At 63.6% G+C, this 19,124-nt stretch carries 13 protein-coding genes; 9 read left to right on the top strand and 4 right to left on the bottom strand.

The features are described from left to right. Positions 1–155 precede the first annotated feature (155 nt). The gene (locus SE91_RS34220; protein ID WP_061851465.1) at positions 156–1,082 is read right to left on the bottom strand and encodes a response regulator; all 927 of its coding nucleotides are present in this window, start codon (positions 1,080–1,082) and stop codon (positions 156–158) included. Continuing rightward, a complete protein-coding gene (locus tag SE91_RS34215; RefSeq protein WP_061850766.1) occupies positions 1,066–4,437 on the bottom strand; it encodes a hybrid sensor histidine kinase/response regulator in 3,372 nt (1,123 codons plus the stop codon). Before SE91_RS34215 ends, SE91_RS34220 begins: the two co-directional genes overlap by 17 nt. A 169-nt stretch (positions 4,438–4,606) precedes the next feature. On the opposite strand from SE91_RS34215, the gene urtA reads away from it, so the two are divergent. From urtA to SE91_RS34170, 9 genes are all read left to right on the top strand, one after another. After that, complete coding sequence (gene urtA / locus SE91_RS34210) at positions 4,607–5,866, top strand: urea ABC transporter substrate-binding protein (protein ID WP_061850765.1); 1,260 nt, start codon at positions 4,607–4,609, stop codon at positions 5,864–5,866. A gap of 145 nt (positions 5,867–6,011) precedes the next feature. Further along, entirely contained in the window at positions 6,012–6,938 is a 927-nt protein-coding gene (gene urtB, locus SE91_RS34205; RefSeq protein WP_008540623.1) for an urea ABC transporter permease subunit UrtB, read from the top strand. A gap of 17 nt (positions 6,939–6,955) precedes the next feature. Beyond that, on the top strand, positions 6,956–8,095 hold the full coding sequence (gene urtC / locus SE91_RS34200) for an urea ABC transporter permease subunit UrtC (protein WP_008540625.1): 1,140 nt from the start codon (positions 6,956–6,958) through the stop codon (positions 8,093–8,095). A 10-nt stretch (positions 8,096–8,105) separates the two neighbouring features. Further along, positions 8,106–8,861: an urea ABC transporter ATP-binding protein UrtD gene (gene urtD, locus SE91_RS34195; protein ID WP_008540626.1), complete on the top strand. Its 756-nt coding sequence runs from the start codon at positions 8,106–8,108 to the stop codon at positions 8,859–8,861. Between the two features lie 222 nt (positions 8,862–9,083). After that, positions 9,084–9,773, top strand: a complete 690-nt coding sequence (gene urtE / locus SE91_RS34190; protein WP_061850764.1) for an urea ABC transporter ATP-binding subunit UrtE — start codon at positions 9,084–9,086, stop codon at positions 9,771–9,773. 27 nt (positions 9,774–9,800) lie between these two features. Further along, positions 9,801–11,030: a formamidase gene (gene fmdA / locus SE91_RS34185; RefSeq protein ID WP_061850763.1), complete on the top strand. Its 1,230-nt coding sequence runs from the start codon at positions 9,801–9,803 to the stop codon at positions 11,028–11,030. 98 nt (positions 11,031–11,128) lie between these two features. Next, positions 11,129–11,506, top strand: coding sequence for an FmdB family zinc ribbon protein (locus tag SE91_RS34180; protein WP_061850762.1), 378 nt, complete (start codon positions 11,129–11,131; stop codon positions 11,504–11,506). 46 nt (positions 11,507–11,552) lie between these two features. Next, complete coding sequence (locus tag SE91_RS34175) at positions 11,553–12,593, top strand: aliphatic amidase (RefSeq protein ID WP_061850761.1); 1,041 nt, start codon at positions 11,553–11,555, stop codon at positions 12,591–12,593. 302 nt (positions 12,594–12,895) lie between these two features. Continuing rightward, on the top strand, positions 12,896–15,910 hold the full coding sequence (locus SE91_RS34170) for an autotransporter outer membrane beta-barrel domain-containing protein (RefSeq protein WP_063921332.1): 3,015 nt from the start codon (positions 12,896–12,898) through the stop codon (positions 15,908–15,910). Positions 15,911–15,916: 6 nt separating this feature from the next. Here SE91_RS34170 and SE91_RS34165 read toward each other — a convergent pair whose 3' ends face one another. Both SE91_RS34165 and SE91_RS34160 read right to left on the bottom strand, forming a co-directional pair. Then, positions 15,917–16,738 (bottom strand): MlaD family protein, encoded by an 822-nt coding sequence (locus SE91_RS34165; RefSeq protein WP_061850759.1) that lies wholly within the window; start codon positions 16,736–16,738, stop codon positions 15,917–15,919. Between the two features lie 129 nt (positions 16,739–16,867). Further along, entirely contained in the window at positions 16,868–19,087 is a 2,220-nt protein-coding gene (locus SE91_RS34160) for an acetate--CoA ligase family protein (RefSeq protein ID WP_061850758.1), read from the bottom strand. Between the last annotated feature and the right edge of the window lie 37 nt (positions 19,088–19,124).

The raw sequence follows: 19,124 nt of genomic DNA, 5'->3' as shown, positions 1-19,124 counted from the left end.
TTCTCGATCTCGGTCGGTAGGCGTGCGGAACGACGAGTCTGCGCCAAACGTCTCCCTGCGGCTATGGGTCCCGGATCGGCGCTCCGCTGCGCTGCGCTTGTCCGGGACGACACTGTTTGCTGGATTGGCCGCGTCTCAACTCATTCGCAGCAGTGCTAAGAATTCCTTCGCGTCGCATTCGCGGCGATCGCCGCCGCCGCGGTGCGATTCTCCACACCGAGCTTGGCGTAGATCTGCTCCAGGTGCTTGTCGACCGTGCGCGGGCTCAATCCCAGGATCTGCGCGATGTCGCGGTTGGTCTTGCCTTTGCTGAGCCAGGCCAGCACCTCGCCTTCCCGGGTGGTGAGGCCGAGCTCGCTGGTGAATTCGGGCGGTGGCGCAGTGCCGGCCTCCTTGGACAGCCGGAGCAGGAATTCGTTCGGTGCGGTTTCACCCATGTAATAGAAGCGGAGCTGCGGATTGTCCGGCAGTGAAGCAGCCTGAGACTTCGAGCTGCCCTTGGTTCTGGCCTGATCCAGCCATTGCAGCAGCGATGGCGGCAGGACGAAGTCGTCGGCCTGCGGGCCGTGGTGATCCGCCAGCAGCCTTTGCGCTTGCGGCGTCGCCCAGAGCAAATTGCCCTGCCGGTTGACCGCAAACAGGAAGCGGCCGGAGACGTCGAGCGCGGCACGCGCGCTCTGGGTGAGGCGGGCATTGCCGAGATGGACGCGGATGCGCGCCAGCATCTCCTCGATCACGATCGGCTTCGTCACGTAATCGACGCCGCCCGCCTCCAGCCCGCGAACGATATGCTCGGTCTCGGCAAGACCCGTCATGAAGATCACGGGCACATTGGCAAGGCCCGCATCGCGCTTGAGCCGGCGGCAGGTCTCGAAGCCGTCGATGCCGGGCATCACGGCATCGAGCAGCACGATGTCGGGCGTGATCTGGTCGACGATGCGCATCGCGGCGGCGCCGTCGAGCGCGATCATCACCGTCATCCCGGCGCCGTCCAGCGCATGGGTGAGCAGCCGCAGCGTTTCGGGAGAGTCGTCGACGACGAGCGCGACGTCGCGCTTCTTGGGCTCAATGCTCATGCGCATGCAACGTCTTCAATGTGGCCATGTACTGATCGAGATCGAAGCGATCGACCAGCAGACGCATCTGCGCGACGAAATCGGCATGTTCGGGGTGCTCGCTGCCGATCTCGTCGAGCTTCAGCTGGATGCCCCGGACATAGCCGATCTGGCCGAGGCCGATCAGCGCCTCGATATGCCGCACCGGCGGCTTCGATCCGCTCTCCGGCCGCCAGAATGGCACGACGATCTCGTTCGCGCCGTATTGCCATTCGATCTTGAGGAGCTGGCGGATCGTCTCCAGCAGCCGTGGAATGTCGATCGGCTTCATCAGATAACCGTCATGGAACGGTTGGGCCAGAGGCGTGCCATGTGCCTCCAGCGCACTCGCCGACACCATCAGGATACGCGCTGCGTGATGGCCGCTCGCACGCAAGGCTTCCGCCACGGCCCAGCCATCCATGGCCGGCATCGAGATGTCGAGCAGGAACAGGTCGGGCCGGCAATGCTGCGCCAGCGCGAGGCACCCGGGCCCATCGGGGGCGCTGAGCAGGATGAATCCGAGCGGCGCCAACACTTCGCGCAGGAGGTCGCGATGAACGGGATCGTCGTCCGTGATGAGAATGGTCTTGCGCGCACCATGATAGCCCGAGACCGGTGCCTCCACCGGCGCGATGCGCTGGGGATTGGTGACCTCCGACAGAAGGATCTTGACCTTGAACGTGGAGCCGGCGCCGACCGTGCTCATGACCTTGATGTCGCCGCCCATGACGCCGGCGAGCAGCCGGCTGATGGTAAGGCCCAGCCCTGTCCCAGTCTGCGGTTGCGAAACGCCGAGCGCGCCGCGCTCGAATGGCGCGAAGATGCGCTCGAGATCATCGCTCTGGATGCCCGGACCGGTGTCGATCACCTCGAATTCGGCGACGGGGCTGCGATAATGCACCACGAACTGCACGCTGCCGGCCTGAGTGAACTTGATCGCGTTGGAGAGCAGGTTGATGAGCACCTGTCGTAGCCGCTTCTCGTCGGCGTAAACCACGACCGGCAGCGAGGCTGGCCGTCTGAACACGAAGTCGATGCCCTTGGCAGCCGCCTGGAGGCGAAACATGCCGACGAGCTGATCGAGAAACTCGCTGAGGCGCACCTCGTCGCGCGACAAATACAGCCGTCCCGCCTCGATCTTGGAGATGTCCAATATGCCGTCGATCAGGCCGGAGAGGTGATCGGCGCTGCGGCGGACGACGCGGACCTGGTCGCGCGGCTTGGTGGCCAACGTCGAATCCTGCTCCAGCAGCTGAGCATAACCGCTGATGGCGTTCAGCGGCGAGCGCAGCTCGTGGCTCAGGCCGACGACGTAGCGGCTCTTCGCGAGGTTGGCGGATTCGGCCACTTCCTTGGCGCGCTGGAGCTCGGCGTCGGTGCGCTTATGCGCGTCGATTTCCTGGATCAGCAGCGTCGTCTGCCGTTTGGTTTCGTCTTCCGCGGCGCGGCGGCTCTGCTGCGCCAGCACGAACAGCCAGGCCACCACGCCGATGATGATGCTGAGCGAGAAGAACACCTTCCAGAGCACGTCGGAGACGAGAATGTTCTCGCCATGGACGCTCGCCGAGGTCTGGAGATAGATCAGCCCGAGCACCAGCGCGACGAGACCCGCGGAGATCACGAACACGCCGACGTAATGGCCGAACTGCGAGTTGATCCGCTGGTAGATTGGCTGTGGCAAAATCCGGCCGAGCGCCTCGGAGAACTGCACCTGGGCGCGCGCATGCGGCTTGCAGAGATCGTGGCAGCGGGCATCGAGCGAGCAGCACAGCGAGCAGATCGGGCCGGCATAGGCCGGGCAGGACGTGGTGTCTTCCGGCTCGAAGCTGTGCTCGCAGATGCAGCACTGGATCGCCTCGATATTGGCCCAGCTCTTCTTGGGCTTGCGCGCGATGTAATACTTTCCGCCGGTGAGCCAAGCGATGACGGGTGCAGTGACGAAGGCGACGGTGAGCGCGACGAAGGCCGCCAGCGCCTTCGCGGTCGGGCCGAACAGGCCGTAGAACGCCGCGATCGACACGATGGTCGCGATCGTCATGGCGCCGACGCCGACCGGGTTGATGTCATAGAGATGGGCGCGCTTGAACTCCATCTGCGGTGGACGCAGGCCGAGCGGCTTGTTGACGACGAGGTCGGCCACGAGCGCGCCAACCCAGGCGATCGCGACGTTGGAGTAGAGCGCCAGCGTCTGCTCCAGCGCCTTGTAGACGCCGATCTCCATCAGCAGCAGCGCCACCAGCACGTTGAACACCAGCCACACCACGCGGCCGGGATGGCTGTGCGTCAATCGCGAGAAGAAATTCGACCAGGCAATCGAGCCCGCATAGGCATTGGTGACGTTGATCTTGATCTGCGACAGGATCACGAACGCCCCGGTGAGCGCCAGCGCCATGTCCGGCTGCGATAGCACATATCGAAACGCTTCGAGATACATGTGCGCAGGCTCGGCCGCCAGCTCGCCGGAGAGGCCGTGGCTCAGGGCAAAGAAGGCGAGAAACGAGCCCAGCAGCAATTTCAGCGCGCCGAAGATGATCCAGCCCGGCCCTGCGATCAGCAGGGCGATCCACCACGAGGTTCGCGACGTGCGGCAGTCGCGCGGCAGGAATCGGAGGAAGTCGACCTGCTCGCCGATCTGCGCCACCAGCGAAAACACCACGGACGAGGCGACGCCGAACAGCAAAAGGTCGAAATGCCCGTTCACGTCCCCGTGCTCGCCGGCGAATTTGCGCCATTCCCCGAATGAGTAGGGATTGGCCCAGGCGATCGCGGCAAAGGGCAGGATATGCAGGACGACCCAGATCGGCTGCGTCCAAAGCTGGAAGCGGCTGATCAGGGTGATGCCGTAGGTGACGAGCGGGATGATCGCCACCGCGCTGATGAGGTAACCGATCGGGCGGGGAATGCCGAAGCACATTTCGAGCGCGGTGGCCAGGATCACCGCTTCGATGGCGAAGAAGATGAAGGTGAAAGAGGCGTAGATCAGCGAGGTGACGGTTGAGCCGATGTAGCCGAACCCGGCGCCGCGTGTGAGCAGGTCGATGTCGATACCGCATTTGGCTGCGTAATAGGCAATCGGCACGCCGCAGAAGAAGATGATGATGGAGACGGCGAGGATCGCGGCACAGGCGTTGGTGACGCCGTAATTGAGCGTGATGGTGCCGCCGATCGCTTCCAGCGCCAGAAAGGAGATCGCGCCGAGCGCGGTGTTGGCGACGCGGGCGGCGGACCAGCGGCGCGCGCTCTTCGCCGTGAAGCGCAGCGCGTAGTCTTCCAGGGTCTGGTTGGCCACCCATTGGTTGTACTGGCGCCTGACGCGGTCTATTCGCTGCCGCCCTGCCACGCTCTACCCCACTCCCGATACGGACCCGGAGCCCCTCGCAAATTCCGTACCAAAAGCCTACGTCGGCATTTTGCGGTGCAGTATACGCGATCTTGCGTATGCTTGAGCTGCACAAATTCGAGCCATCCTCACGGCACCAACGCGTGTCTCGAACAAAAGTGGGGTGCTCATGTCAGACGAAGCAAACAAGGGCTTGTTGTCGCCGATCCGGCGTAAACTGTTGATGGGAATGGCGGCCGTTCCTGCCATCACGATGCTGCCGAAGGCATCGTTTGCGCAGGCGCCTGCAACCTCGGCGGTCAACACCACGGGCCTGGCGGTCACCGACACCGAGGTCACGGTCGGCATCCTGCATTCGGCGACCGGCACAATGGCGATCTCCGAAACCGGCTCGATCCAGGCCGAAAAGCTCGCGATCGAGCAGATCAACGCGGCCGGCGGCGTGCTCGGCCGCAAGATCAAGTTCATCCAGGAGGACGGCGCATCGGACTGGCCGACCTTCGCCGAGAAGGCGAAGAAGCTGCTCGTCAACGACAAGGTCGCGGCTATCATGGGCTGCTGGACCTCGGCCTCGCGCAAGGCGGTGCTGCCGGTGGTCGAGCAGTATAACGGCATGCTCTACTACCCGACCTTCTACGAAGGCCTCGAGCAATCCAAGAACGTGATCTACACCGGCCAGGAAGCGACCCAGCAGATCCTCGCCGGCCTGAACTGGATCGCCAAGGAGAAGGGCGCCAAGTCGTTCTTCTTCATCGGCTCCGACTACATCTGGCCGCGCACCTCGAACAAGATCGCGCGCAAGCACGTCGAGAACGTGCTGAAGGGCAAGGTCGTCGGCGAGGAGTACTACGCGCTCGGCAGCACCCAGTTCAATTCGGTCATCAACAAGATCAAGCTGACCAAGCCGGACGTGATCTTCACCGACGTCGTCGGCGGCTCCAACGTCGCATTCTACAAGCAGCTCAAGGCTGCCGGCATCGATCTCTCCAAGCAGGCGCTGCTCACGATCTCGGTGACCGAGGACGAGATCGACGGCATCGGCGGCGAGAACATCGCAGGCGCCTATGCCTGCATGAAATACTTCCAGTCGCTCGACAACGCCAACAACAAGGCCTTCGTCTCGGCCTTCAAGAAGATGTGGGGCGAGAAGACCGTGATCGGAGACGTCACCCAGGCTGCCTATCTCGGCCCGTGGCTGTGGAAGCTGACGGTCGAGAAGGCCGGGTCCTTCGACGTCGACAAGATCGCCACGGCCTCTACGGGTGTCGAGTTCAAGGGCGCGCCGGAAGGGTATGTGCGCATCCACGAGAATCATCATCTTTGGTCGAAGACCCGCGTCGGCCGCGCCAAGCTCGATGGCCAGTTCGAGCTGATCTACGAGACCGCCGATCTCGTCGAGCCGGATCCGTTCCCCAAGGGCTACCAGTAAGAAGCCTTACCAGTAAGTCGCGGCGCCCGTCGCACTTTCCCTCAAGGCAAAACCGCTCCCTGGCGTGGATCGCAAGTCCATGCCTCAAGCCCCCGCGTCGCGAACCTGCTCGCGACGCGGGACCCTTTACCGACGGAGGACATGGATGTTCGGCGACTATTCGATTGGCGACCTCGGCTCGATCTTCGTCATGCAGGGGTTTGCCGGACTGATCCTGTTCTCCGTCTATGTCCTGATGGCACTCGGCCTCGCCATCATCTTCGGCCAGATGGGCGTCATCAACATGGCCCATGGCGAGTTCATGATCCTCGGGGCCTACGTCACTTGGATGACCTCCAATTTCTTCCAGGCCTATTTGCCGAGCCTGTTCAGCGGCTACTTCTTCCTTGCAATGATATTGGCCTTCCTCGCATCCGGCGCGCTGGGCATGCTGGTGGAATGGGGGCTGATACGGCACCTCTACAAGCGCCCGCTCGATACGCTGCTCGCGACCTGGGGCCTCAGCCTGATGCTGCAGCAGGCCTATCGCTCGGTGTTCGGCGCGCGCGAGGTCGGCGTCGAGCTGCCGCAATGGATGCTGGGCTCGCTGCACGTCACCGACAGCATCGAGGTGCCGATCAACGGCGTCTTCGTGATGTGTCTCACCGTGCTGATCACCATTTCCGTCGCCTATGTTCTCTACATGTCGCGCTGGGGCCGCCAGGTGCGCGCGGTCGTGCAGAACCGCATCATGGCCGGCGCGGTCGGCATCAACACCGAGAAGGTGGATCGCTACACGTTCGGCCTTGGTTGCGGCATCGCCGGTGTCGCCGGCAGCGCCTTTACCATGATCGGCTCGACCGGGCCGACGTCGGGCCAGCTCTACATCGTCGACACCTTCCTCGTCGTCGTGTTCGGCGGCGCCGCCAGCCTGCTCGGCACCATCGCCTCCGCCTTCTCGATCTCGCAGACGCAATCGACGCTCGAATTCTTCATGTCGGGCTCGATGGCCAAGGTGCTCACGCTGCTCGCCGTCGTCGGCATCCTGATGCTGCGGCCGCAGGGTCTCTTCGCCCTCAAGGTCCGTAAATAACGAGAGGCAGGCAAGTCATGATCAACTCACGCTTCTTCAATCGATCCGAGCTCATGGGCTTCATTGCCCTGGCGGCCGTGCTGTTCGTGATCCTGCCGCTGACGCTGGATGTATTCCGCCTCAACCTGGTCGCGAAATATCTGACCTACGCCTTTGTCGCGCTCGGCCTCGTGCTGTGCTGGGGCTATGGCGGCATCCTGAGCCTGGGGCAGGGCGTGTTCTTCGGCCTCGGCGGCTATTGCATGGCGATGTTCCTTAAGCTCGAGGCCTCCAGCGTCGAGAACACCAAGATTCAGTCGACGCCGGGCATTCCTGATTTCATGGACTGGAATCAGATCACGTCGCTGCCGCTGTTCTGGCAGCCGTTTCACAGCCTCACCTTCACCATCCTCGCCATCATCCTGGTGCCCGGCCTCTTCGCCCTGATCATCGGCACCGCGATGTTCAAGCGCCGGGTCGGCGGCACCTATTTCGCCATCATCACCCAGGCCGTCGCCGCCATCCTCACCATCCTGATCGTCGGCCAACAGGGCTATACCGGCGGGATCAACGGCATGACCGATCTGCGCACGCTCAAGGGTTGGGACATCCGGCCCGACCACGCCAAGGTCATCCTGTACTTCGTCGAGGTGGTGCTGCTGTTCGCCTGCATCGGCATCGCGCAGTTCATCCGCCTGACCAAGCTCGGCCGCATCCTGGTGGCGATGCGCGAGCAGGAGGATCGCGTCCGCTTCTCCGGCTACAGCGTCGCCAATTTCAAGATCTTCGCCTTCTGCATGGCCGCGGTCTTCGCTGCCATCGGCGGCGCCATGTTCGCGCTCAATGTCGGTTTCATGTCGCCCTCCTTCGTCGGCATCGTGCCGTCGATCGAGATGGTGATCTACACCGCCGTCGGCGGACGAATGTCGATCTTCGGCGCGGTCTGGGGGGCGATCCTGGTCAACTTCGCCAAGACCAGCCTGTCGGAATCTTTCCCGCAGCTCTGGCTGTTCGGTCTCGGCGCACTGTTCATCGCAGTCGTGCTCGCTTTCCCGAACGGCCTGTCCGGGCTCTGGGCCGATTACGTGCAGCCGCGCATCGATCGGCTGTTCGCCTCGCGCAAGCCGAAGCCGGGCTGGAACGACAATTCGGTCGCCGACGGCGCCCCGGCAGAGTGAGGAAGCCATCATGCTCATCGGTCATCAACCAAAGGAATTCCTGCTCGCGGTCTCCGGACTGACTGTCTCGTTCGACGGGTTCAAGGCGGTCAACGATCTCTCCTTCTACGTCGAGGAGAACGAAATCCGCGTCATCATCGGCCCCAACGGCGCCGGCAAGACCACGGTGCTCGACCTGATCTGCGGCAAGACCAAGGCCACCTCGGGCTCGATTCAGTTTCGTGGCAAGGAGCTCACGAAGATGAAGGAGAACGAGATCGTGCAGACCGGCGTCGGGCGCAAATTCCAGACGCCCTCGGTGTTCGAGGACCTCACCGTGTTCGAGAACCTCGAGATCTCGTTTCCCCGCGGCCGCAGCGTGTTCGGCTCGCTGACCTTCCAGCGCGATCAGCTCGTCAAGGAGCGGGTAGCCGAGGTCGCCGAGATGATCTTCCTCAAGGACAAGCTCCACACCTATGCCGACGAGCTCAGCCATGGCCAGAAGCAATGGCTCGAGATCGGCATGCTGCTGATCCAGGACCCCGACCTCCTGATGCTGGATGAGCCCGTTGCCGGCATGAGCGTGTCCGAGCGCGCCAAGACCGCCGAATTGCTCAACCGCATCATCAAGAACCGTTCGGTGCTCGTGATCGAGCACGACATGAAGTTCGTGGAAGACATCGCGCACAAGGTCACCGTGCTGCACCAGGGCCAGATCCTCTCCGAGGGGACGATGGAGAAGGTGAAGAACGATCCTAAGGTCGTCGAAGTCTATCTGGGGCACTAGCAAATGATGTCGTCAAGCGAGCCTGTAGCGGCAACGCCGGTGCACCTCTCCCCTTGTGGGAGAGGTCGGATCGCGCAAGCGATCCGGGTGAGGGGTATCTCTCCGCGAGGCAAACTGCCATTCGCATTCGCAGATGCAGACCCCTCATCCGTCGCGGGCTTCGCCCGCGCCACCTTCTCCCACAAGGGGAGAAGGAAGGTATACCGAGCCTAGGAGCGCATCATGCTGGCAATCTCCGATCTCCACGTCGCCTACGGTCAGAGCGAGGTGCTGCACGGGCTCAACGTCAAGGTCGCGCCCAACGAGATCGTGGCGATCATGGGCCGCAACGGCATGGGCAAGACCACGCTGATGAAGTCGCTGATGGGCATCCTGCCCGCGAAGAGCGGCTCGGTAACCATGGACGGCGCAGAGCTCGGCGGCCTCAAGAGCTTTGAGCGCGTGGCCAAGGGGCTCGCCTATGTGCCGCAAGGCCGCATGATCTTCTCCACCATGACGGTGAAGGAGAACATCGAGACCGGGCTCGTGGTCTCCGGCGGGTCGGAGGTGCCCGAAGACATCTACGAATTGTTCCCGGTGCTGCTGGAGATGAAGGGCCGCCGTGGCGGCAATCTCTCCGGCGGACAACAACAGCAGCTCGCCATCGCTCGCGCACTCGCCACCAAGCCGAAGGTCCTGCTGTTGGACGAGCCGACCGAAGGCATCCAGCCGTCGATCATCAAGGACATGGCGCGCACCTTGAAGCGCATTCGCGACGAAAAGGGACTTTCGATCGTCGTGTCCGAGCAGGTCCTGAGCTTCGCGCTCGACATCGCCGACCGCGTGCTGGTGATCGAGAACGGCGAGATCGTGCGGGACGATCCGCGCGACGACGTCGATGCCGCGCAGGTCTCGAAATATCTGTCCGTCTAACCAACCGTAGTAAAGGGGAGCCTCTCGATGCCAGAGACACTGATCAAGGTCGATCTCACCAAGTCGGCTTATGAAAATGACATGGTGCACAACCGCTGGCACCCCGACATCCCGATCGTGGCCTGGGTCAATCCCGGCGATGACTTCATCATCGAGACCTATGACTGGACCGGCGGCTTCATCAAGAACAACGATTCGGCCGACGACGTGCGCGACATCGACTTGTCGATCGTGCACTTCCTGTCCGGCCCGATCGGGGTCAAGGGCGCCGAGCCCGGCGACCTCCTCGTGGTCGACCTGCTCGACGTCGGTCCGCTCAAGGAGAGTCTGTGGGGCTTCAACGGCTTCTTCTCCAAGCAGAACGGCGGCGGCTTCCTCACTGACCATTTCCCGCTGGCGCAGAAGTCGATCTGGGACATCACGGGTCTCTACACCTCGTCGCGGCACGTGCCCGGCGTGAACTTCGCCGGCCTGATCCATCCCGGGCTGATCGGCTGTCTGCCCGATCCGAAGATGCTGGACACCTGGAATAAGCGCGAGGCCGAGCTGATCTCGACCAATCCGACCCGCGTGCCCGGCCTTGCCAATCCGCCGTTCGCGCCGACCGCCCATGGCGGCCGCGCCAAGGGCGATGTGAAAGCCAAGATCGGAGCGGAGGGCGCCCGCACCGTGCCGCCACGCGAGCATGGCGGCAATTGCGACATCAAGGATCTCTCCCGCGGCTCCAAGATCTACTTCCCGGTCTACGTGCCGGGGGCCGGTCTCTCGATGGGCGATCTGCATTTCAGCCAGGGTGACGGCGAGATCACCTTCTGCGGCGCCATCGAGATGGCGGGCTGGCTGCATCTGAAGGTCGAGGTGATCAAGGACGGCATGGCGAAATACGGCATCAAGAATCCGATCTTCAAGCCGTCGCCGATCACGCCGAACTACAAGGACTATCTGATCTTCGAAGGCATCTCGGTGGATGAGGCCGGCAAGCAGCATTATCTCGACGTCCACATCGCCTATCGCCAGGCCTGCCTCAACGCCATCGAGTACCTGAAGAAGTTCGGCTATTCCGGCGCCCAGGCCTATTCCATTCTCGGCACCGCGCCGTGCCAGGGCCACATCTCCGGCGTGGTCGACGTGCCCAATGCCTGCGCCACGCTGTGGCTGCCGACGGAGATCTTCGACTTCGACGTGATGCCCTCAGCGGCAGGGCCGATCAAGCACATCACGGGCGATATCCAGATGCCGATCTCGCCGGACAAATGACGCCGCGCTCCCTCTCCCCGTTCTCACGGGGAGAGGGGCTCTCTCCGCGTGAGCGGGTAGCAGTGAGCTGTTGTTGAACGTGCATTAGGGGTGATGCGATGCCGGTCTATGAATATCTCTGTGACGACTGCGGTCCCTTTAGGGATATGCGCCCGATGGCGGAATGCGACGATCCGCAAAGCTGTCCGCATTGCGAGACGCTGGCGCCGCGCGTGATCCTGACCGCTCCGAATTTCTTCTGCATGCCGGCGGACAAGCGCAAGGCGCACGCCGTCAACGAGCGCAGCTCGCACGCGCCGCAGACGCTCGCACAATACAAGGCCTCGCACGGCCCCGGCTGCGGCTGCTGTTCGTCGGGCAAGACCGTCAAGGACAAGGGCGCGTCCGACAGGAAGAAGCCCGCGCGGCTGATGACCAAGTCCAGGAGCGGCGCCAAGGGTTTTCCAACGGCGCGTCCCTGGATGATCAGCCACTGACGCCACACGCCATCATCAAACAAAATAGAGTACAGGAGCGCTCGACATGCTTCACGGTGACATCTCCAGCAGCAACGACACGGTCGGCGTCGCGGTCGTCAACTACAAGATGCCCCGCCTGCACACGAAGGCCGAGGTACTCGACAACGCCCGCAAGATCGCCGACATGATCGTGGGCATGAAGGTCGGCCTGCCCGGCATGGACCTCGTGATCTTCCCGGAATATTCCACGCAAGGGATCATGTACGACTCCAAGGAGATGTACGAGACGGCGTCCGTGGTGCCGGGCGAGGAAACCGCGATCTTCGCGGAGGCTTGCCGCAAGGCGAAAGTGTGGGGCGTGTTCTCGCTCACCGGCGAGCGCCACGAGGAGCACCCGCATAAGGCGCCCTACAACACCTTGATCCTGATGAACGACAAGGGCGAGATCGTGCAGAAATATCGCAAGATCATGCCCTGGGTGCCGATCGAGGGCTGGTATCCCGGCAATTGCACCTATGTCTCGGACGGACCGAAGGGCCTGAAGGTCAGCCTGATCATCTGCGACGACGGCAATTATCCGGAGATCTGGCGCGACTGCGCCATGAAGGGCGCAGAGCTGATCGTGCGCTGCCAGGGCTACATGTATCCGGCCAAGGAGCAGCAGGTCATGATCTCCAAGGCGATGGCATGGGCCAACAATGTCTATGTCGCGGTCGCCAACGCGGCCGGCTTCGACGGCGTCTATTCCTACTTCGGTCACTCCGCGATCATCGGCTTCGATGGCCGCACGCTCGGCGAATGCGGCGAAGAGGACTACGGCATCCAGTATGCCCAGCTGTCGAAGCATCTGATCCGCGATGCGCGCCGCAACGGCCAGTCGCAGAACCATCTCTACAAGCTGGTCCACCGCGGCTACACCGGCATGATCAATTCCGGCGACAACCCGCGCGGCGTCGCGGCCTGCCCGTATGATTTCTACAAGAACTGGATCGCCGATCCCGAAGGCACGCGCGACATGGTCGAAGCGATGACGCGCTCGACGCCGGGGACCGACGAGTGCCCGATCGACGGCATTCCGAACGAGGCGGCGGCGTCGAACTACTAGCCTGATGCCTGATCGGCCGTTGATGTGAATGGCCGTCAATATGCATTGCGGGTCGAAGACATCTCCGCATGCGCGGAATGGGAATGGCGCGCGGCAAACCGTGGCGCGGTTGCAACATGGACGGTTGAATCGGCCCAAGACGCGGTCCCTTCGGCGGATTCTCGGTGCACCGTAGTTCTACCGGCCGTCCTCATGGCCTAAGTTCCACGCGGCGCCGCTGGGGGCGCCGCGGGTGGGGGAAGTGCGTGGGGGCTTGGTTGCCATCGAGTGGGCTCGGTTGCTCGCGCCGGAGCTGCACGACCATGCGCGCGGCATTTGGGGTGAGCCTCGCCCTGGGCGTGGCTGTCGTGACGACCCCGGCCGGAGCCCAGCAGTACTTCAATGGATCGCAGACCACACCGAATGGTGCCGTCAACGGCGGCGGCGGCGTCTGGGACGCCACCACCACCAACTGGACCGACTTATCCGGCTCGATCAGCACCGCTTACGATCCGTTGTCGGCCGGCACGATGTTCGGCAGCGGCGGTCCTTCGACGCCGGCAATGGGCGGGACGGTGACCGTCACGCCGACCGGCGTGCAGCTGACCAGTCTCGTGGGCTTCGACCTCACCGGCGACGGTTCGATCTATACGATCCAGGGCGGCGACCTCAGGCTCGCCCCGGGCGGCACCACGTTCGTCACCAACGATGTCACGGGGACTGGGGACCCGTCGGCGGCGATCGCGTCGCGCATCACCGGCAGCGGCGGCATCACCGTAGACGGGCCCGGTTTCCTGGCGCTGTTGGGTGCGAACACATATGCCGGTGGCACTTTCATCTGCAACTGCGGCTCGCTTGAGCTTGGCGACGCGACCCATACCGCCAGCATCATAGGCGCTGTCACCAATGAGGGTCTCTTCAACGTCGTCAATGCCGACATGTCGGGAGTTACGGTGCTCCTGAATGAGCTCTCCGGCCTGACCACGTTTCGCAATGCGACCTCCGCCAGCTCAATGGCGATCACCAACAGAGGCCAGCTGTACTTTGGCGATTTGACCGGAGGCGGGACCGACACCGCGACGGCTGGCCGGGCGACCATCATCAACGATAGCGGGTTGACCGGCTTCTTTGGCCGCACCAATGCGGGCATGGCCAGCATCACCAACTACAATGGCGGCGGCACCGTGTTCATCGAGCAATCCTCGGCGGGCTCGGCGACCATCGTGAACAATGATCTCAGCGGAACCGTCTTTGGTACGATGACCGGATCCGACACCGCGACCGCAGGCAACGCGACGATCATCAACGAGTCCGGCGGGCGGACCAATTTCGGCGCGTTCACCACGGCGGGCAATGCCACCATCGTCACCAAGGACGGCGGCAAGACCGAATTCTACGATAATTCCACCGGCGGCACTGCGCGCTTCATCACGACCGATACAGGCATCGTCAATTTCGGCGTCAGCATCGGTCCGAACGGCGACGGCCGGATCACGGCCGGCTCGATCGAAGGCAACGGCTTCTACTATATCGGCGGCGGCAATACCCTCGTCGTCGGCGGCAACAATCGCACGACCGAGGTCAGCGGCGTCATCGGCGATTTTGATCCCTGCAGTTGCGGTCCTGCTGGTCCGGGCTCGCTGGAAAAGGTCGGCAGCGGCGCGTTGATTCTCTCCGGCACCAATGCCTATACCGGCACGACCACCGTGAACGGCGGCATCCTGCGGGTCGACGGCAACATCTCGCAGTCGAGCCTCACCACCGTGAACGCGGGCGGCGCGCTGTTCGGTACCGGAATCGTCAGCAATACCGTCATCGCCAATGGCGGCATCTATGCGCCCGGCGATGGTGGGCCGGGTTCGAGCATGTGGGTTCAAGGCGACCTCGCCTTCCAGTCCGGTGCGCTGTACCTCGTTCAGGTCGGTAGCGGAAGCACCGCGAGTTTTGCCAACGTTTTCGGCAACGTGACCCTGAACGGCAATGTCGGCGTCTCGCTCTACGCAGGCAGCACCATATTGCCCCAATACACCATCATGCAGTTTTCCGGCGCCGCAGCCGGCAATTTTACCGGCGTTACCGCCCCCGGTGGTCTCATCGGCACGACCACCGTGGATCCCAGCGGCACTGTCCATCTCAATTTCACGCTGGACTATGGTGCGAAGTACGCACTCAACATCAATCAGAAGAACGTCGCCACCACGCTTCAGAATTTCTTCAACAGCAATGGCTTCCTGCGAGCCGAATTCGCGGGTCTCGGTCCCAACGGCTTGACGCAGGCTTCCGGTGAACCCGCGACAGGCTCGCAGCAGACGACGTTCAACGCGATGAACCTGTTTCTCGGCCTGCTGACCGACGTCTACAATTCAGGACGGAGCGGCATGTCAGGTGCGATGCCCTATGCCGATGATGCGAGCGCCGATGCATACGCCGCACATCGCAAGGACGCCCGCGACGCCTTCGCCTCGATCTACCGCAAGGCGCCGGCCGCGACTTTCCAGCAGCGCTGGGATGTCTGGGCGGCCGGCTATGGCGGCTCGCAGAGCACCGATGGCCACGCAGCGCTCGGCTCGAACGACACCACCAGCAGCGTCTACGGCACGGCCGTCGGTCTCGACTACCGCTTGTCGCCGTCGACCGTCGCCGGTTTCGCGCTTGCCGGCGGGGCCACCAGCTTCGGCGTCAACGGCCTCGGCTGGGGCCGCTCCGACTTGTTCCAGGCCGGCGCGTTCGTGCGTCACACCGCTGGTCCCGCCTATGTCACGGCTGCGCTGGCCTATGGTTGGCAGGATGTCACCACCAATCGCATCGTCACCGCCGCCGGGTTCGACCAGCTGCGCGCCCAGTTCAATTCCAACGCGTTTTCGGGCCGCGTCGAGGGCGGCTATCGTTACGCCATGCAGTGGGTCGGCGTCACGCCCTATGCAGCGCTCCAGGCCACCATGTTCAGTCTTCCGGGCTATTCGGAGTTCGCCGTAGCAGGCAGCAACGTCTTCGCCCTCAACTATGCCGCCAAGGATGTAACCAGCACCCGCACCGAGCTCGGTCTGCGCGCGGACAATTCGTTTGCCGCGCCCGGGGGCCTGGTGACCGTTCGCGGCCGCCTCGCCTGGGCGCATGATTACAATCCGGATCGCACCGTCGGCGCGGTGTTTCAGACCCTGCCCGGATCGGCCTTCGTCGTGAACGGCGCCGCTCAGGCGCGCGATTCCGCGCTGACCACGGCATCGGCGCAGATGAACTGGATGAACGGCTGGTCCGCGTCGGTGACCTTCGAGGGCGAGTTCTCGAACGTTACCCGCTCCTATGCCGGCAAGGGCCTCGTGCGCTACACGTGGTGAGCTAGTCTAGCGCTTCTGTTCCGTCGGCCTGCGCGGCGGTCGCGGCGCCACGGGCGTTCCCGCCATCTTGTTGGCGGTCTCGCTGACGTCGAGCAGCGAGCGGCGGATGTCCTCGAGATAGCCCGCCGATTTCTTCTTCATGGTATCGGCGAGCTCGTGCAGTCCTTTTATTTTCTCAAACAGCTCGTCGGCCTTGCCGTCGACGAAGCCCGGCACCGCGCCCTCGATCTTCGTGACCGCCTTGTCGAAGCCCGCGAAGGCGTCGTCGACCTTGGCCATGACGGCGTCGATATCGCCGCCCTTGCTCCTGAGGTCGGCGGTGTAGCTCTCGAATGTGCGCAGGCCCTCCTTGATCGCTGGAGCGTTGCTCACGATCGCGCGGTCGACGCTGTGCAGCGTCTCCACGATGGATTCGGCGTCGCTGAGATCGGTGGTCAGGATCGGGATGCCGTCCGAGTCCAGCGGCACCGGCGGCGCGGTCGGGGCGCCCCCGATCAGCGAGATCGCCGCGATGCCGGTGAGCCCCTGGAACTCGATGCCGGCGACGGTGTCCTTGCGGATCGGCGCGGCGTTGTCCAGCATCACCAGCGCCACGATCCTGCGGGGACTGTCCAGCTTGATCGACAGGATCTGGCCGGCAGGCACACCGTCGAAATTGACCGGCCCGCCGCGCCGCAGTCCGCTGGCGGAACCGCCTTCGAACACCACGCGCAACTGGCTGCGGCTCTGGATGGTACGCCATTTCTGGACACCGAGCAGCCCACCGAACGCCACGGCGATCGCCGTCAGCGTCGCTGTTCCGATCACCAGATTGCTCGCGCGTGCCATGCAGGGGCGATTTTACGGCCAAAGCGGGGGAGTTGGAAGGAGGCCGGATGATAAGTAGGGCGGGTTAGCGAAGCGTAACCCGCTGCCTTCTTCGCCTGTCGCACGGGGCGGATTACGCTGCTACGGACTTTAATGCCCAGCCGCGCGCTTTGCCGCAGCGTTGTTCAGCACGATCAGCGCATCGACCGCCACGCCCGTTTTGGTGTTGATCAGGAACGGGTTGATGTCGATGGAGGCGATCCGATCGCCGGCATCGGCGATCAGGTTGGAGAGGCCGACCAGCGCCCTCACCGCGGAGGCCTCGTGCAGCGCCGGCTTGCCGCGATAGCCGCGTAGCTTGATCCCGGCCTTGGTGCGGCCGATCAGCAGCCGCGCCTCGGCTTCGTCCAGCGGCGCGCCGGCGAGTGCGACGTCCTTCATCAGCTCGATGTCGATGCCGCCGGTGCCGAACAGCACGACCGGCCCCATCTCGGCATCGAGCGAGGCGCCGACCACGAGCTCGAGCTCGGCCTTGACCTGCTGCGCGATCAGGATGCCGTCGAGCTTTGGCTTGCCCTTCAGCTTCGCAACTCGTGCGGTGATGTCGGCGAACGCCTTCTTCACCTCGGCGGCACTGTTGAGGTTCAGCACCACGCCGCCGATGTCTGATTTGTGCAGGATCTCGGCGCTGACGAGTTTTGCCACGACCGGGAATCCGATCTGCTTGGCGATCGTCGCGGCCTCCGCCGCCGTCTGCGCTATGGCCTCCTTCGAGACCGGAATGCCGTAGGCCTTCAGCAGCCTCTTGGAGGCGACCTCGTCGAGTGCGGCGCCGCCGGCTGATGTCAGCGCCTTCTCCAGCACGGCCCGTGCGGCCGGCTTCGAGCTCGAGGCGATGTCGGGGACTTCCTTGCGCAGCTTCGCGTAGTCGAGCAGCGACTTGATCGCCGTCACGGCGCGCTCCAGGCCCTGCATGACGGCGAGATGCGGCAGCGACTTGCGTAGGTCCTTGGTGAATTCGGTGAAGCCGATCGACATCGCGCTGATATAGATCACGGGCTTCGAAGCCTTGCTCGCCATCTCGTCGACGATGCGCAAATTGCGCTCCCGCAGCTCGTGTGGTGCCTTCGGCAGCTCGGCGTCGATGATGACGACGTCGATGTCGGGATCGTCGATCATCAGCTTGATCGACTTCATGTAGACGGAGGGATCGACCACGGCGGCAAAGCCTGCGTCGAGCGGATTGCCGACGATCGAGCCGGGGCCGAGCATCTTCCCCAGTTCCGCGCTGACATGCGGGCTGAGCGGCGCGAAGTTCAGGCCCGCGGCATAGAAAGCGTCGATCAGCATGCCGCGCTTGCCTCCGGAGAGCGTGACCGCGGCGAGCCGGCCGCCTCTGGGTGCTGCGGCGTGGACGAAGCACTCTGTGGTCTCGATCAACTCGTCGAGCCCGCCGACCCGAATGACGCCTTCGCGCGTTGCGATGGCATCAAACGTCTCGATCGAGCCGGCGAGCGCGCCGGTATGGGCCATCGCTGCCGCGCGGCCGCCTTCGGATGCCCCGAGCTTGAGCGCGATCACGGGCTTGCTGGCGGCGCGCGCCGCCTTGCAGGCATCGCGGAACGCCTTGGTGTTGCGCACGCCTTCGAGATAGACGACGATCACCTTGATGCTCGGGTCCTCGGCGAAATAGCGCATCAGGTCCGGCGTCTCGAGCCCGGCCTCGTTGCCGGTGGTCACCATGTAGCCGACGCCGACACCCCGATCCTCCAGTGCCTGGCGGATCGCCATGACGATCGCGCCGGATTGTCCTGCGATCGCCACCGCGCCCTGCTCCATGGTGACGATACGATCGTCGATATTGGTGAAGAGCTTCTCGCCGGCGCTCAGATTACCGAGGCAGTTCGGCCCCGTCACCGCAAGTCCCGTCTCGCGCACGGCCGCCTGAAGTTCGGCGGCAAGCTTCTGGCTCTCCTCGTCCTGCAATTCGCTGAAGCCCGAGGTGACGATGGTGGCCGAACGTGCGCCGGCCGCGGCGGCATCGCGGATCACCTGCACGGCCGCGCGCGCCGGCACCAGCACCAGGACGTGATCGGGCTTTTCCGGCAGGCTGGCAAAGTCCTTGTAGCACGGGACGTTCCAGATCGTGTCGCGCTTGGCGTTGACCGGATAGAGGCCGCCCTCGTAGCCGTACTTGACCAGATTATTCCAGATGCGCTCGGCATAGTTGCCCGGCTTGTCGGTCGCGCCCACCAGCACAATGTTGTGCGGATGCAGCATGGCATGGATGCCCTTGACGATATCGCCGGCGTCGGGCGGAGGAGACCATGGGCGCGGAGAGACCGACGCAACAGGCACCTGAGCTTCCATGGCACTTCCTCACTTTTGTTCTTGTTGCAGCCTGTTC

Origin of the sequence: Bradyrhizobium sp. DOA1 (genome assembly GCF_001593325.1) — a bacterium.
GTDB lineage: Bacteria > Pseudomonadota > Alphaproteobacteria > Rhizobiales > Xanthobacteraceae > Bradyrhizobium.
The sequence above is the reverse complement of the archived record's forward strand: the minus strand, read 5'-3'. Positions and strand labels throughout refer to the sequence as shown.

Bases quoted from the DNA above. Each gene is read 5' to 3' on its own strand.
- SE91_RS34160 (WP_061850758.1), bottom strand. From the start codon at position 19,087: ATGGAAGCTCAGGTGCCTGTTGCGTCGGTCTCTCCGCGCCCATGGTCT.
- urtA (WP_061850765.1), top strand. From the start codon at position 4,607: ATGTCAGACGAAGCAAACAAGGGCTTGTTGTCGCCGATCCGGCGTAAA.
- SE91_RS34165 (WP_061850759.1), bottom strand. From the start codon at position 16,738: ATGGCACGCGCGAGCAATCTGGTGATCGGAACAGCGACGCTGACGGCG.
- urtB (WP_008540623.1), top strand. From the start codon at position 6,012: ATGTTCGGCGACTATTCGATTGGCGACCTCGGCTCGATCTTCGTCATG.
- SE91_RS34180 (WP_061850762.1), top strand. From the start codon at position 11,129: ATGCCGGTCTATGAATATCTCTGTGACGACTGCGGTCCCTTTAGGGAT.
- SE91_RS34170 (WP_063921332.1), top strand. From the start codon at position 12,896: ATGCGCGCGGCATTTGGGGTGAGCCTCGCCCTGGGCGTGGCTGTCGTG.
- urtC (WP_008540625.1), top strand. From the start codon at position 6,956: ATGATCAACTCACGCTTCTTCAATCGATCCGAGCTCATGGGCTTCATT.
- urtD (WP_008540626.1), top strand. From the start codon at position 8,106: ATGCTCATCGGTCATCAACCAAAGGAATTCCTGCTCGCGGTCTCCGGA.
- SE91_RS34175 (WP_061850761.1), top strand. From the start codon at position 11,553: ATGCTTCACGGTGACATCTCCAGCAGCAACGACACGGTCGGCGTCGCG.
- urtE (WP_061850764.1), top strand. From the start codon at position 9,084: ATGCTGGCAATCTCCGATCTCCACGTCGCCTACGGTCAGAGCGAGGTG.
- SE91_RS34220 (WP_061851465.1), bottom strand. From the start codon at position 1,082: ATGCGCATGAGCATTGAGCCCAAGAAGCGCGACGTCGCGCTCGTCGTC.
- fmdA (WP_061850763.1), top strand. From the start codon at position 9,801: ATGCCAGAGACACTGATCAAGGTCGATCTCACCAAGTCGGCTTATGAA.